This window comes from Pseudomonas antarctica (assembly GCF_001647715.1).
GTDB lineage: Bacteria > Pseudomonadota > Gammaproteobacteria > Pseudomonadales > Pseudomonadaceae > Aquipseudomonas > Aquipseudomonas antarctica_A.
This window is the reverse complement of record NZ_CP015600.1, coordinates 757,826-771,603: the sequence shown is the minus strand read 5'-3', so window position 1 is coordinate 771,603 and position 13,778 is coordinate 757,826. Positions and strand designations below refer to the sequence as shown.

The following is a 13,778-nucleotide window of genomic DNA, read 5'->3' as shown; positions in this document are numbered from 1 at the left end:
CCATGACCGGGGCCATCCTGCTGCTCATCTGCCTGATCCTGATCGGCCTGTCGATTCGATCCTTTCAAAACGGCCTGCGCCGCGCCCAGACCGAGCGCGTGCTGGGACGGCTCGCCGAGGGCCAACCGCAGCTGACCGAGGAAGCCGGCCAGTGGAGTGGCGTGGAAAAAATGTTCCTGCGGGCGGGCCTGGGCAAACCCACCGACAGCTTGGGCCTGTGGCTGACGATGTGGGGCCTGGGCGTGGTGCTGGGGGGATTGGTGGCCGGCTGGGTCGGCCTGCTGGTGATGCTGGTATTGCCGCTGTTGCTGTTGCGCCTGTACATCGCCTGGCGCTACCAACGACGCATCAAGCGCATGATCGAACAGCTGCCGCAATTGCTCGACCATACGGTACGCAGCCTCAAGGCCGGGCGAACCTTGGCCGATGCGGTGCTGGGCGGTATCGAGATCACTGAGGACCCGCTGCAAGAGGCCATGGGCCGTATCCGGCGCAATGTGCAGCTGGGTGTCAGCCTGCCGGAGTCCGCCCACGACTTTGCCGAGTTCTACGAGCGTGATGAGTTTCGGCTGTTCGCGTTGGGCTTGAAGGTCAACCACCGCTATGGCGGCAACGCCAGTGAATTGTTGGAAAACCTGATCAAGATGATCCGCGAGCGCGAGCAGGCCGCTCGCCAGCTACGCGCCCTGACCGGCGAAACCCGGGTGACCGCCTATGTGCTCACCGCCCTGCCGATCTCGATGATCGGCTACTTCCTGGCGGTGAACCCCGCCTACCTGATGACCATGTGGAACGACGGCACCGGGCGCATGCTGTTGTTCGTGGCGCTGATCATGCAGCTGTTGGGCTGCTTCACCTTGTGGCGCATGTTGCGGAGCGTATGAGATGGCTATTTCGCTGCTGATCAGCGCCGTACTGTTCCTGGCCGCTCTGGCGCTGGTGCTGGCCAACTTGATAAAACATCGGCGCAGCCAACACCTGGTCGCCCAGCGTTTACAGGGCCAGATGGGCCGTGAGCACCGGTTTGGCACGCTGATGCGTCAATTGGGCAACAGCCCCATCGCGCAACGCTCGGTCAGCCTGGACAACGAAACCCAAACCCTGCTCAACCGGGTCGGCTGGCGCCAGGCCACCCAGCGCTCCATGTTTGCGGCCATACAAGTGGGCACCCCGTTACTGCTGTTGGGCGTCGTACTGGTGGGCCAGCAACTGCTGTTTCCCCACACTGCTTCGCCGTGGCTGGCGCCCTTGATTGGCCTGGGCATCGGCTATCTGCTGCCCAAGCGCATTCTGGCCAGGGCCGCCAAGGCGCGGCAGCAACGCATTGCGCGCGAGGTATCCACTTTCATTCCGCTGCTGCGCATTCTGTTCGAGTCCGGCATGGCGGTCGAACAAGCGTTACGCGTGCTGAGCATTGAAGCGCAGCGCCTGCTGCCGGCACTGACCTCTGAACTGCGCCTGATCCTGACCCGCGTCGACTCCGGCCTGGAACTCAGCGAAGAGTTGGGTAAAACCGCCAGGATGCTGGCCGTGGATGAGTTCACCGACACCTGCACCATCCTCCAGCAACTGGTTCAGCAGGGCGGCGGCGCGATGAAATCGTTGCTGGCGCTCAAGCAATTGCTCGACGACCGACGTCTGACGCGCATCCAGGAATTCGTGTCGAAGATGTCCGCGAAAATGTCGGTCGTGATGATGGTGTTTTTGTTTCCCGCCCTGCTGATCGTGCTCGGGGGGCCGGCGTTCATCGGCATCTCTCGGGCCTTGAGTAACTTATGAGGAGCGCCCGATGAAAGCCTTGATAGCCGGAATGAGCCTGTTATTGCTCGGCGGTTGCGCCACCAATGGCCAGACCCCGTGGGCTGCCCTGACGGCAACCGGCACCTGCCCCAAACCCGGCGCCGACCAGGAACTGTCGCTGAACCTGGCCGATGAAATGGCCAACGACGGCAAGCTGCACGCCAGCCTGGCCAACCTGCAGAGCTTGCCGGCCAATCTGCCCCAGGTACGCCTGCGCCAGGCCAAGGCCTATCGGTTGCTGGGACGCAGCGAGGCAGAGCCACTTTATCGCAGCCTGCTCGGCACCTGCATGGCCGCGGAAGGCGAACACGGTTTGGGGCAACTGGCCTCGGCCAAGGGTGACAACGGGCAAGCCATGTCGCACTTGCAACGCGCGGCGCGACTGGCCCCCACTGACGAAAAGATCCGCAATGACCTGGGCGTGGTGTACCTCAACCAACTGCGTCTTGAGGATGCGCGATTCGAATTCATGACCGCCATGGAGCTCAAGCAGAGCGACACGCTGGCGGCGATCAACCTGGTGACCCTGCTGATCTATCAGGACAACTGGACGCAGGCCGCACAACTGGTCACGCAAATGGGCCTGAGCCCCGAACAAGTCACCGACGCCCAGGCCAGGGCCGAAAAACTCAAGGGCTCAAGCGCCCCCATCGCCAAGGCCAAGGACCAGATCGCCACGGTCGTCGATGCAGCCAGCAACCCGAGGAATTAATGATGAAAGTGCCTTATCTCACCAGCCTGGCAGTGCTGGTAATGCCCCTGAGCGTCATGGCCATAGAACCCGGCCCCTCCTCGCCGCAGCAAGCGGCCACCGAGAACTGGCTGACGTTGCAGTCCAGTGGACGTGTCGCATCAACGACGCCACAAAAAGCCACGGCCGTGGAACGCGAACAAGCCGCCCAGCGTTTACTGGAGAGCTACAAACATCCGATTCCGGAGTATTTCGAACAGAAAGTCGGTGGGCAGACCCAAGGCAGTAATTGAGCCAATCCGGCACCCGCGTCGTGCCAAATGGAGGAGCGGGTTTGCTCGCGAATGCGTGGTGTCAGCCGAGACATCCTCAGCCGATTCACCGCTTTCGCGAGCAAGCCCGCTCCCACATTTTGGCCGAGTATGAAAGGACAGGTCAGTGGGCAGTGACACGCTGGCGCATTGCCGAATTGTTCGGCGATAGCGCCAACGCCAACTGCGTGCGGTTATGCATGTGGGTCAGGCGCAAAACCTGAGACACATACAGCTTCACCGTGTTCTCGGTGATGCCCAGCTCGCAGGCGATTTGATAGTTGGTCTGCCCCTTGCCCACCAGCCGCGCGACGTCCAACTGACGCGGCGACAACTGGTTGAAGATCGCCGGAGTATCCACCGAGCCGACCTCCTCGGCCGACACGTCTTCGCCCTCGAGCGCTTGCGGGCTGCGGCGCACTTTATCGAGGTCCTGGTACAGATCGTTGATGGACTCGGAAAGAAATTGCAGCTTCTGGTTCAGGTGCCCCAGTTGCAGCTCCTTTTTGCGTTCTTCCAGCGCGGCTTCCTGGCGCTGCAAGCCCTCGAGCAGCTCGTGCAGATCAATCGGTTTCTGGTAGTAGTCCGCGATCCCGGCGCGCAGCGCCTTGATCACATCTTGCTTGTCGGCGCGGCCGGTCAACATGATCGCCTCAAAGGCACGTTGCTTGCCGGCAACCTTTTGCAGGGCCTGGACCAACTCAATGCCGTCCATGTCCGGCATATGCAGGTCGCACAGCACCAGGCCGATCTCGTCATCTTCGCTGAAGCGTTTCAGGGCCTGTTGGCTGGACCCACATGGGACGCAGCGGAAACCGCTGCTTTCAAGAAACTCACAGAGCTCTTCCACGATCAACGGCTGATCATCGACCACGAGCACTTTTACTGCAGAGGTAAGCTTGTTCACGCGCTACTCCATGCCTAGCAAGCCAATAGTTTGACTAATCCTTCACCACGAAATATTCCTTACACCTACGTATTAAACGTAGACGTACTTTCTGACTATGTACATAGCGTTAATACCCTCTGACGACTAATGGATCCAAAACCAGGCTGCAGCAAAACCCACCAGTAAAAACGGCGCGAACGGCAGCTTTTTTGACGAGTCCGGTGCCAGGTGAACCAAATGAGTTTTAAGCCCTTGACGCATAAGCGGCCAAAGCTTTGGCGCCAGTAACAGCCAGAGCAAATTGACGGCCGCAGCCCCTACAAATGCCACCAGCAAATACTCGGCATTCGATGCCAGCGCCAGGGCCGCAAGCAGCTTGACGTCCCCCGCCCCCAGACGGCCAAGGGCGTAACCGGGCAAGGTCAACAGCAGTGCCAGGATAAAGGCCCACAGCCCCTGCCCGACGGATGCTCCGAGCCAGGTGTTGCCCGTCCACACCAGATAAATCAACGCCAACAGGGCAGCGCCCAGCGTCAGGCGATTGGCAAGCAATCGTTGCCGGACGTCCTGCACCGCACACAGCGCCAACCACAACAGCACCACCGCACCCTGGATCACTAAAAAACATCCCTTTTTGCTGATTGATTCTATGCTGATATCTAGTAGTAGCCGTCAGGGTAGACGCGGTGATGAAAACAAGCCTCCCAAGAAAGCAAAAAGGCACGGCAGCGATTGAATTCGTGGCCGTGTTCGTGATTTTTTTCGCCGTGTTCTACGGCATGGTCAGCTATAGCCTGCCGCTGCTGTTGTTGCAGTCGTTCAACCAGGCAACCGCCGAAGCCGTGCGGCTGAGCGTGGCCCTGGACCCGACGATGCCGGGCTACCAGGCCGCAGTGCAGAGCACCGCCAAAAACGCTATCACCACGCGTTTGTATTGGATTCCGCCGGCGTTCAACTTCAACATCAACCAAATCAACACCACCTTCAACAACGGCCTGCTGTCGGTGCAGATCAACTACCCCTCGGCCAATCTCCAGGCGGTAATGCCCTTTATTGTCCTGCCCGGCATTGGCACCGTGCCGCAATTGCCGGTGACATTGCAGGCCCAGTCGAGCCTGCAGTTTTGAGTTCGGGCGACAAACTCTTCGGGCGCCTGCTCGGCCGCGGTGGCGCGCTGGCTATCGACACGCCGGCGCCTCCTGCTGCCGGGCTGCACATACAGTTGGATGCTCAAGGCCATGTGCTGGAGATCAGCGGCACGCTGCGCCCACAGTTAGGGCAGCACGTGAACTCGCCACGCTTGCACGACCTGCTGTGCGCCCACAGTGCCCTGGCGGTGGAAGGTGTTCCGGCCGATTGGCAACGCCACAGCCTGGACCTGGATTTCCAGAGCCCGGCCGGGCACATCCTGCACACCCGGGCGATGATAGAAGCCCACGAGCACGGCTGGCTGTTGCATGCCGTGGATATCGGCGATTTGCTCGGCGGCCGAGACCGGGCCGAGCAGCGCGAACAGAACCAGCAACTGATCAGCCTGGTGAGTGAGCAATTGCGCGTGTGCAGCCTCAGCCGCTTGCCCGAGGTGTTCAACGAACAGCTATGCAATATCGCGCAACGCTGGCGCATCCCCTGTGTCGCCCTCGCGTTGCTCGATCAGGAAGATCAGGGCTGGATGATCTACAGCCAGTACGCCAACCATGACGCACCGCTGTTCTGGCACACCGGCCAGCGTCTCGGCACCTGCCTGGACAGTCTCAACGGCACGACGCCGCTGAGCCTGCAAGCACCTTATGGGCGTGGTGAGCACCCGCGTTTGCACAGCGTGTTTGGCAATGCCGATGGTTTTCTTGTGCCCTATCGCGACGGCCAAGGCATCGCCGCATGGCTGCTGTGCGGCGCCTACAGCGGCCAACCGCACACCGGCGACCGAGACTGGCTGAACCTCGCCGCCGCCCTGGCCGCGCCGTTGCTCAGCCGCCTGCGCGAACACCGTCACCATCAACAACTGGAACGCCTGGAAGCCCTGCAGGGCTTGCTGGGCACTGGCTGGTTTGAGTTGTTGCCCGTGAGCGGCGAAATCCAGCTTGCCCCCCAATTGATGCGCAACCTCGACCCGGAAGAAGGTCCGACCCGGCAACCCCTGGACGCGTGGCTGACCCTCATCCACCCCGCCGACCGCCAGGAGCTGCACAGTCGCCTGCGGGACCTGCAAACCCTCGGTAAGCCCTTGCTCGCCAGCGTACGCCTCAACCGCAGCGACACCGACCGGCCGCCGACCTGGTATCGCGTGCAGGGCCAAGTGTTGGGCGCCGGCGAGCGGCGTCGTTGGGTCGGCTTCATGCTCGATATCAGCGACATCAAGAACCAGCAATTGCAGGCCGACGCCGCCCACGCCCGACTGGACAACCTGATCGCCAGCTCACCGGCAGTGATCTATGTGCAGCGCTATGTGAACGGGGCCCTGCAACCGGTGTTTTTCAGTGACAGCCTGCTCCCCTTGCTCGGCCGCACGCTCGCCGAATGCAACCACGACAGCCTGGTGCAATGGGTGCACCCCGACGACCGCGACCTGTACTTCCAGCGCACCCGCCAACTGCTGCGTGAAGGCAGCGTGCGCAGTCGTTATCGTGTGCAGAATAAGCAGGGCGACTACCACTGGCTGCTCGATGAAGCCAAGTTGCTGCGCGACGACCTAGGCGTGCCGGTGGAAGCGGTCGGCCTGTGGCTTGATGTCACCGAGGCGACCCTGGCGGCGCAACAGGTCAAGGACAGCGAGGAGCGCTACCGAATTCTCGTGGAAGACTCCCCGGCGATGATTTGCCGCTACCGCCCGGACCTGACCCTGACCTTTGGCAACACGCCACTGGCCAACTATCTGGAATGCCTGCCCGCGCAGTTGCACGGAGTGAACCTAGGGGACTGGCTGTCGGCCGAACAGCGCGGGGCATTTGTGCACCGCATCGGGCAACTGACGCCGGAATTTCCTGTCAGCACCGCAGAAATCAGCCTGCAATTACCGGGGCGCGAACATGCCTGGTGGGTGTGGTCGGACCGCGGGGTATTTGATGAGCACGGCGCTTTGGTGGAAGTGCAGGCCGTGGGCCGCGACAACACCGAAGTGCGCCGCTCCCAGCAACAACTGACGCAAAGCGCGAAAATGGCCACCCTCGGCGAAATGGCCACAGGTCTGGCCCATGAGATCAACCAGCCGCTGAACGTGATGCGCATGGCCATCGTCAATGTGCTCAAGCGCCTGAGCAATGGCGACGCGCAGGTCGATTACCTGACCGAAAAACTGCAGCGCATTGACGCACAGGTGCAGCGTGCGGCCCGTGTGGTGGACCATATGCGCGTGTTCGGCCGCCGCTCGGAGGTCGAGCAGCAACCCTTCGACCCGGCGCAGGCGCTGGAGGGCACGCTGTCGTTGCTCAGCGAAGGCCTGCGCGGCAAAGGCGTGGACGTGCGCCTGACCCAGGCGGAGGTTCCGGTGCAGGTCAAAGGCTACATCGACCAACTTGAGCAAGTGTTGATCAACTTGATGGTCAACGCCCGCGACGCGCTATTGAGCCAACGCGAGAAAAACCCCGAGCTGCGTCCCTGGATCGCCGTGCACACCGAACACGACAGCCGCCACGTGCGCATCTGGGTCGAAGACAACGGCGGCGGCATCGACCCACGGTTACTGGAGCGAATCTTCGAGCCGTTTTTCACCACCAAACCGATTGGCGTGGGCACCGGGTTGGGCTTGTCGGTGAGCTACGGCATCGTGGAAAACATGGGCGGGCGGCTGAGCGTCAGCAACGGTGAACACGGCGCGCGCTTTTGTATTGAGCTGCCCAGGGCCACCGACGCTTAAATTACCAGGTAGGCTTCGCCGGTCTGGCCACAGGTCAGGTTGGCGCCAACGTTCACATTCGCCAGGCTGATCCCCAGGCTGTTCAGCAAGTTGTTCAGAATCGGGTTGAGCAGCGGGCCCAACAGGTTATCCACGACCGGCGTGACGATGGCGCTGACACCGCTTAACAGCGAGACCGTATTCGCTATCAGGCTGCCCAGCGGATTATTGCCCACCGGCTGATAGGCCGTGATGCCCACGCCACTGAGGGTGGTTGAAAGGCTGCTCACCACATTGGTGGCTGGCGTGGCGGCCAAATAGGTAGGCGTGAGGCCTACGTTGGGTGGCGTGGCAAAGGGTGTGGTGCTGGAAAACACCTGGGTTTGGTTGCTCCCAACGATCGGGCTTTGCACCTTGATCCCGATCCCACCGCCGGCAAACGGCACCCGGGTGCCGCAACTGCCGATAAAGGCAATCATATGGCAGGTCTTGGTGCCAATATCGATCAGCGCCATGGGCGCCACCGTCATCGGCTGTGTGGTGGAAAACGCATTCGTGATACTGCCCACATTCAGCGACGCCACAGAGGTTGTGGTCGTGGCCGTCAGACTCTTGGTACCCGCGTTGCCGGTTGGGCAGCTGTACGCGGTGACGTAACTGCTGGCGCCCCCGGCATCCAGGACGATATTGAGCGGCAGGTTGCCCGGCAACGGCAGCAAATCCAACTGTTGGCACCCGGCCCCCAGCAAACACAACGCCGAGTTGATGGCGGTCACCAGGTCCAAGCTCAGCAGGCCATTGACCACCGGCGTCAGCGGACCCACCAGGTTATTCACCGCCGTGGTCAGCCCCGACAAACTGCTCAACACCGGCAAGCTGACCGTCACCTCCGTACGCACCTGAGCGGTACGCACATAAATCGCGTTCGGCCCCAGCGGGTTGGCGGCGGCAAGTGCCGGGTTGCCAATGGCCGACAATTGCGGCGGCTCTATCACTTTGACTTGGGTGGTGATATTGGCCAGCCCCAGCAGGCTCACGGGCAAGGTCGCCGCCACCGCGCTCTGGCTGTTGGACAGTTGCACCACGCCCTGGATCAGTTGAAACACTTGCAGGTTGGCATTCAGCGCCGCAGCGGTGGTGCCGGTTTGCAATTGCAGGATTTGCCCAAGGGTTAATGGCGCCTGATTGATCGCGGCGACTTGCAGGTTGCCCAGCGCGGTCAACACGTCTGCCGTCGCACCGTTGGCGGTCAGCACAGTGATTGCGGCCTGGATCAACTGCGACGCGGTGACCGTGGTGTTGAGCAATTGGGTGTAGTTACCGGCGGCCACGTTCAGGTTGACCGCCAACTGGTTGAGGTAACTGAGCAGATTGATGTTGGTGTTGAGCAAGCCATTCCAGCCAGCGAGGGTCAGGTTGACGTTGCCGCCGAGCAAGCCGCTGAACAGCGGGTTCAACAGGCTCGCGCTGGCCGTGTTGACGCTGGCCAGGGTGCTGTTGATGGTGAGCTGGGCCAACGATGGCGCAGGCATCGCCGCGACTGCCGTCGCCGTCAATACAGTGTTGACGCTGACCGGGCCGCCGGAAAAGAGTGTCCAGATTCCGCCGGCCACGCTGGTGGTGACGGTTTTGCTGACCACCACTTGAATCGCCGATGACACCGCAGGGTTTGCACTGAAGGTGCGCAGCCCCGACGCGGCGGTCGTTACCGTGCCGCAAAGGGTCGCCAGGGTATTGCCGTTACCCACCACAAAATTGTTCCGAGCCACACTCTGCGCCGCGTAAGCCGCTGCGCTCAGACCAGCCACACAGGTCCCGCCGCGACTCACGGCCTCCAGCGCCGCCGTATCCGCCACGCCCTGCAGCTTGCGCTTTTCCAGGTACAAACGGCCGCTGTCGACCACCAGCAAGGTACAGACCAATACCAACGCCAACACGCCGACCGCCATCAAGCCAATGGCACCGCGCTGCTTGTAAGCCAATCGGGGAGACATCGAGCACTCCTGTGCCGGCGAGTTGCCGAGCGCTTACTCTCCTGGGGTGTCAATGAGTGTAGACAAGGGCTGGGGAGGATGACGGGCAAATGTGGGAGGTGCCTTGCTCCCACACAGCTCAAATGGCGGGGTTCAGTGCGGTGGGTAATTGGAAAGGATCTTGGTCACCGTGGTGCGGATGGCATTGCTGCGGTCCTGCGGGTTCGGCGTGCTGCTCATCATCTGCTCGTCGCTGCCACGCCACACCAGCTTGCCATCCTTGCCGTCCAACAGGTCGACCTGCAGGGTTGCAACCTTGTAGGTGATGTTGCGCGTTTCGTTGTACATCGGCGCGCCCCAGTAACCGTTCCACGGGCCGCCCCATGCTCCACCGTAATTGGTGGTGACTTGTTGCTGGCGGTCTTCGACGATCAGGTAAACCTGCACCTTCAGGTCGGCCATGGTGCCTGCCGCAGCGGGACGCAGGCCGCGTTGGTCGAGTTGTTCGCCCACAGCCTGGCGGATGCGTTGCTCAGTGAGGTCACTCTTGATGCGCGGGTCATCCGGTCGATATTGCAGGGCCGGGTCTTTCCAGGCCCAGTTGCGATAGGCGCCGAAGTCGCGGCTGGCGTCATAGTCGTTGTTGACCTGACTGGTCTGGCAGCCCCCCAGCAGTACAACAACAGCAAGTGCAGCGAAGCGACGAAGCATGGTTGTTCTCCAAAAAACGGTATAAGCCTGAGATGAGAATAGCTGCTAACTGGGTGGGTAGGCAGTCATTGCCTTCTGCATTGCCTCGCGCAGTGCATCCGCGCGTTCGCTCAAGCTGCCCTGGCTGGTCGTTTCGGCGCTGGTGCTCCAGACCGGCTGGCGGGTGCGGGCATCGAACAGGCTGATACGCGCCACCGCCACCGTCACTTCATAGGTGCGCACCACCGGCACCGAGTTGTACATGCCGTAACCGTTGCCATAGCGGTTATAGCCACCGTAACCATAGCCATAGTCGTCCTGGACCTGGCGCAGGCGCTTTTCCAGGCGCACATCGGCGCTTACCAGCAGGTCGGGCGCACGGTTGTCATGCAAGGGGCGCAAGCCGCGCTGGTCAAGGGCGCCGCTGACCGCCTCGGCAATTTGCGCCGAGTCGGCCCACGCCGAACCCGCCGGCAGTTGGCCGTTAAGCCAGGCCCAACTGCGGTAGGCGCCATAGTCGCGCACCGGCGCCGGGTAGGCGCTGGCATCAAAGGTGTTGGCCGCCTGTGCCGGAGCCGGCGGCATCGGGGCCGAGGCGGCCACGTAAGGATTCGGGCTGGAACATGCTCCCAAACCCAGGGACAACAGGATCAAACAGAGACGACGCATTTCGACCTCCGCAGACTGGGCCGCTAAACCGGACGGCATATCCAGTGCAAATAACGCCCAAGCCCGGCAAAGCTTGGGTGACGACGGTGAGCGAGTTCCATCTCCAACAAATCCTGTAAATCGGCGCGGGCCTGGAATTCCACCGGCATATAGTCGTGGAACACCCGCACGCCACTTTGGCTTTCGACCTGCCATAGCCCTTCGAGTTGCGCCGCCAATTCCCGTGGGTCGAGGGGTTGTTGCGGCGTAAGGCTCTGCTTTTCGCCGGCCATGTCGTTCTTGCGCATTTTGCGGAAGTGGCCTTTGAGCAGGTTGCGGTAAATCAGCGCATCACGGTTGTAGAACGCCAGCGACAACCAGCCGCCGGGCACCGTGAGTTGGTGCAGCACCGGCAGTATCGCATGGGGTTCGGCCAACCATTCCAGCACCGCATGGCACAGCACCAGGTCGTAAGGTTCGGTGAGTTGGCCGAGCAGGTCCTGCCAGGGCGCGTGAATAAACGTCGCCGTCTGCCCCGCATCCGCAAAACGCTGGCGCGCGCCTTGAAGCATCGGCTCGGCGGGCTCGGCCAGTGTGACCTGATGGCCGCGTTCGGCCAGCCACAACGACATATGCCCCAGGCCAGCGCCGATATCCAGCACGCGCAACGGGCGGTCCGGCAACGCTTCGGTCAGGTCGGCCTGGAGCACCGCCAGGCGAATCGCCCCTTTGGCGCCCCCGTAGATTTTCTCGGCGAAGCGCGTGGCCAACTGGTCGAAATGACGATCACTCATGGGCAAACCGCCGTTCGCTGTCGGCCAGTTTGGCGCGTACCACTTCATTCATATCCAGGCCCAGCTCACTGCACAGCAACAGCAGGTACAGCACGATATCGCCGACTTCCTGCCCGGCATGGGCGAGCTTGTCTGCGGGCAGTTGGCGCGATTGGTCTTCGGTCAGCCACTGGAAGATTTCCACCAGCTCGGACATTTCCACGCTGGCGGCCATGGCCAGGTTTTTCGGGCTGTGGAACGGCTTCCACTGATTGTCATCGCGGATACGGTGCAGGCGTTCGGTGAGGTGTTCGAGGTTCATGCGGGGGCTCCTGAAGGTGTATAGCTTCGGGCGGATGATTAGCGAAGGCAAGTGAATCCCTGCACGCCGTAAACCTCTATGCTAGAAGGGAACTCGCGTGCGCCGATAACGACCAAAGGCTCAGGTCCGGCAGCTACGCCCACCTATTCATCAGGACACACACATGCAAACAGACTTTTTCGGCTGGCTGGGTCTCAAAATCGGCCAGATCATCCACTTTATCGTCGAGCTGTTCAGCGGGCTGTTCAACACGCTGTCCCATGCCGGCGGCGATTTTGTCGACGGGCTATCCAAATCCCTGGGCATGGACACGTCGATCATCAGCATCATCACCCTGATCATCGGGCTGTTGCTGCTGTACTCGGCAGTGCGCGCGTTTATGCGGGCATCGATCATTGCGGGCATTATCTGGTTGATGCTGGGCCTTTGGCTGCTCAGTTGGGTTGTGCACTGATACTTGAAAACACTCACGTTACTCACCGACTGGCGCGACCGCCCCACCCATCGCCGTGTCTGGGCCCTGGCCGCGCCGATGATTTTGTCGAACATCTCGGTGCCACTGGTAGCGCTGGTCGACAGCATGGTCATCGGCCACTTGCCACACGCCCACCAACTGGGCGCCGTGGCCGTTGGGGCCAGCCTCTATACCTTCCTCGCCTGGGCCATGGGTTTTCTGCGCATGGGCTCCACCGGGTTTGCCGCGCAAGCCGCCGGGCGTGGCGATGGTGCAGCGTTGCGGCAGGTCCTGCTGCAAGGTCTGCTGCTGGCGCTGGGCCTGGCGATGCTCTTGGGCACGGTGGGCATCCCGCTGAGCCAGTTGGCGCTGGAATGGATGCAGCCCTCCCCCGAGCTGAATCAACTGACCCGCGATTTTTTCCACACTCGCTTGTTCGGCCTGCCTGCCGCGCTGGCCAGCTATGCCTTGGTCGGCTGGTTCCTCGGCACCCAGAACGCCCGTGCACCGCTGGCGATTCTGCTGACCACCAACCTGGTCAATATCGCCCTGAACCTGTGGTTCGTTCTTGGCCTGGATTGGGGTGTGGTCGGTTCCGCGCGCGCCTCCGTCATTGCCGAATGGACCGGCGCCCTGCTTGGCCTGGCGCTCACGCAAAAAGCCCTGCGCGCCTACCCCGGGCATATCGCCTGGGCCGCACTCAAGCGGTGGCAAAGCTGGCGCCCGCTGCTGGCGGTGAACCGCGACATCTTCATCCGCAGCCTGGCCCTGCAATCGGTATTCTTCATGATCACGGTGCAAGGCGCCCGCCTGGGCGATGCCACCGTGGCGGCCAATGCGCTGCTGCTCAATGGCCTGTTGCTGACCGCCCATGCCCTGGACGGTTTGGCCCACGCAGTCGAGGCCCTGTGCGGGCACGCCATCGGCGCCCACGACCGGCAGGCGTTACGCCGTTCATTGGTGGTCGCCTGCGGTTGGTCATTGATCGCCAGTGTGGGCTTCGCGCTGCTGTTCACCTTTGGCGGCCACCTGTTTATCGCCATGCAAACCAACATCCCCAGCGTGCGCGAAACCGCCGATATCTACTTGCCTTATCTGGCGGTGCTGCCGCTGATTGCCGTGTGGAGTTACTTGCTGGACGGCCTGTTTATCGGCGCCACCCGCGCACGGGAAATGCGCAACGGTATGCTGCTGACAGTGGTGATTTTGCTACCGTTCGCGTGGGTATTGCAGGGCTACGGCAACCACGGCTTGTGGATAAGCTTTCTGCTGTTCATGGCCTTGCGCAGCCTCACGCTGTGGGCGATCGCTTGGCGATTGAACAAAAGAAACGCGTGGCTCGGCGAGCCGACCTGTTAGTTCTCACAGGTTACAAAACCCCGCTACCGACGT

Annotated in this window: 15 protein-coding genes; 8 read left to right on the top strand and 7 right to left on the bottom strand. The window is 61.8% G+C overall.

Going from position 1 to position 13,778, the window contains the following annotated elements:
• Window positions 1-2 precede the first annotated feature (2 nt).
• From A7J50_RS03125 to A7J50_RS03110, 4 genes are read left to right on the top strand one after another with little or no spacing between them, the layout of a single operon-like run.
• Window positions 3-884 (top strand): type II secretion system F family protein, encoded by an 882-nt coding sequence (locus A7J50_RS03125; RefSeq protein WP_064450506.1) that lies wholly within the window; start codon window positions 3-5, stop codon window positions 882-884.
• A gap of 1 nt (window position 885) precedes the next feature.
• Entirely contained in the window at window positions 886-1,779 is an 894-nt protein-coding gene (locus tag A7J50_RS03120) for a type II secretion system F family protein (RefSeq protein WP_064450505.1), read from the top strand.
• A 10-nt stretch (window positions 1,780-1,789) separates the two neighbouring features.
• Window positions 1,790-2,512, top strand: a complete 723-nt coding sequence (locus tag A7J50_RS03115; RefSeq protein WP_064450504.1) for a tetratricopeptide repeat protein — start codon at window positions 1,790-1,792, stop codon at window positions 2,510-2,512.
• A 2-nt stretch (window positions 2,513-2,514) separates the two neighbouring features.
• On the top strand, window positions 2,515-2,784 hold the full coding sequence (locus A7J50_RS03110) for a DUF3613 domain-containing protein (protein ID WP_064450503.1): 270 nt from the start codon (window positions 2,515-2,517) through the stop codon (window positions 2,782-2,784).
• A 142-nt stretch (window positions 2,785-2,926) separates the two neighbouring features.
• On the opposite strand, the gene A7J50_RS03105 is transcribed toward A7J50_RS03110, so the two are convergent.
• Window positions 2,927-3,709, bottom strand: a complete 783-nt coding sequence (locus A7J50_RS03105) for a response regulator transcription factor (protein WP_064450502.1) — start codon at window positions 3,707-3,709, stop codon at window positions 2,927-2,929.
• Window positions 3,710-3,835: 126 nt separating this feature from the next.
• Window positions 3,836-4,309 carry a prepilin peptidase gene (locus A7J50_RS03100; protein WP_064450501.1) on the bottom strand — a complete coding sequence of 158 codons (474 nt, stop codon included), beginning with the start codon at window positions 4,307-4,309 and terminating at the stop codon, window positions 3,836-3,838.
• Between the two features lie 71 nt (window positions 4,310-4,380).
• On the opposite strand from A7J50_RS03100, the gene A7J50_RS03095 reads away from it, so the two are divergent.
• Window positions 4,381-4,818, top strand: a complete 438-nt coding sequence (locus A7J50_RS03095) for a TadE/TadG family type IV pilus assembly protein (protein ID WP_064450500.1) — start codon at window positions 4,381-4,383, stop codon at window positions 4,816-4,818.
• On the top strand, window positions 4,815-7,547 hold the full coding sequence (locus A7J50_RS03090; protein ID WP_064450499.1) for a PAS domain-containing sensor histidine kinase: 2,733 nt from the start codon (window positions 4,815-4,817) through the stop codon (window positions 7,545-7,547). The genes A7J50_RS03095 and A7J50_RS03090 overlap by 4 nt, the downstream gene beginning before the upstream one ends.
• Here the strand turns inward: A7J50_RS03090 and A7J50_RS03085 are convergent.
• The 5 genes from A7J50_RS03085 to A7J50_RS03065 form a co-directional block, all read right to left on the bottom strand.
• Window positions 7,544-9,520 (bottom strand): pilus assembly protein TadG-related protein, encoded by a 1,977-nt coding sequence (locus A7J50_RS03085; RefSeq protein WP_064450498.1) that lies wholly within the window; start codon window positions 9,518-9,520, stop codon window positions 7,544-7,546. The genes A7J50_RS03090 and A7J50_RS03085 overlap by 4 nt on opposite strands.
• 132 nt (window positions 9,521-9,652) lie before the next feature.
• Window positions 9,653-10,210, bottom strand: coding sequence for a DUF4136 domain-containing protein (locus tag A7J50_RS03080; protein WP_064450497.1), 558 nt, complete (start codon window positions 10,208-10,210; stop codon window positions 9,653-9,655).
• 45 nt (window positions 10,211-10,255) lie between these two features.
• Window positions 10,256-10,858, bottom strand: coding sequence for a DUF4136 domain-containing protein (locus A7J50_RS03075; protein ID WP_053254146.1), 603 nt, complete (start codon window positions 10,856-10,858; stop codon window positions 10,256-10,258).
• A gap of 23 nt (window positions 10,859-10,881) precedes the next feature.
• A complete protein-coding gene (locus A7J50_RS03070) occupies window positions 10,882-11,631 on the bottom strand; it encodes a methyltransferase (protein ID WP_064450496.1) in 750 nt (249 codons plus the stop codon).
• The gene (locus A7J50_RS03065; RefSeq protein WP_064450495.1) at window positions 11,624-11,932 is read right to left on the bottom strand and encodes a MazG-like family protein; all 309 of its coding nucleotides are present in this window, start codon (window positions 11,930-11,932) and stop codon (window positions 11,624-11,626) included. Before A7J50_RS03065 ends, A7J50_RS03070 begins: the two co-directional genes overlap by 8 nt.
• 163 nt (window positions 11,933-12,095) lie before the next feature.
• Between A7J50_RS03065 and A7J50_RS03060 the strand changes: the two genes are divergently transcribed.
• Both A7J50_RS03060 and A7J50_RS03055 read left to right on the top strand, forming a co-directional pair.
• Window positions 12,096-12,386 carry a hypothetical protein gene (locus tag A7J50_RS03060; RefSeq protein WP_053254143.1) on the top strand — a complete coding sequence of 97 codons (291 nt, stop codon included), beginning with the start codon at window positions 12,096-12,098 and terminating at the stop codon, window positions 12,384-12,386.
• Between the two features lie 3 nt (window positions 12,387-12,389).
• Window positions 12,390-13,745 carry an MATE family efflux transporter gene (locus A7J50_RS03055; protein WP_064450494.1) on the top strand — a complete coding sequence of 452 codons (1,356 nt, stop codon included), beginning with the start codon at window positions 12,390-12,392 and terminating at the stop codon, window positions 13,743-13,745.
• Window positions 13,746-13,778: the final 33 nt, after the last annotated feature.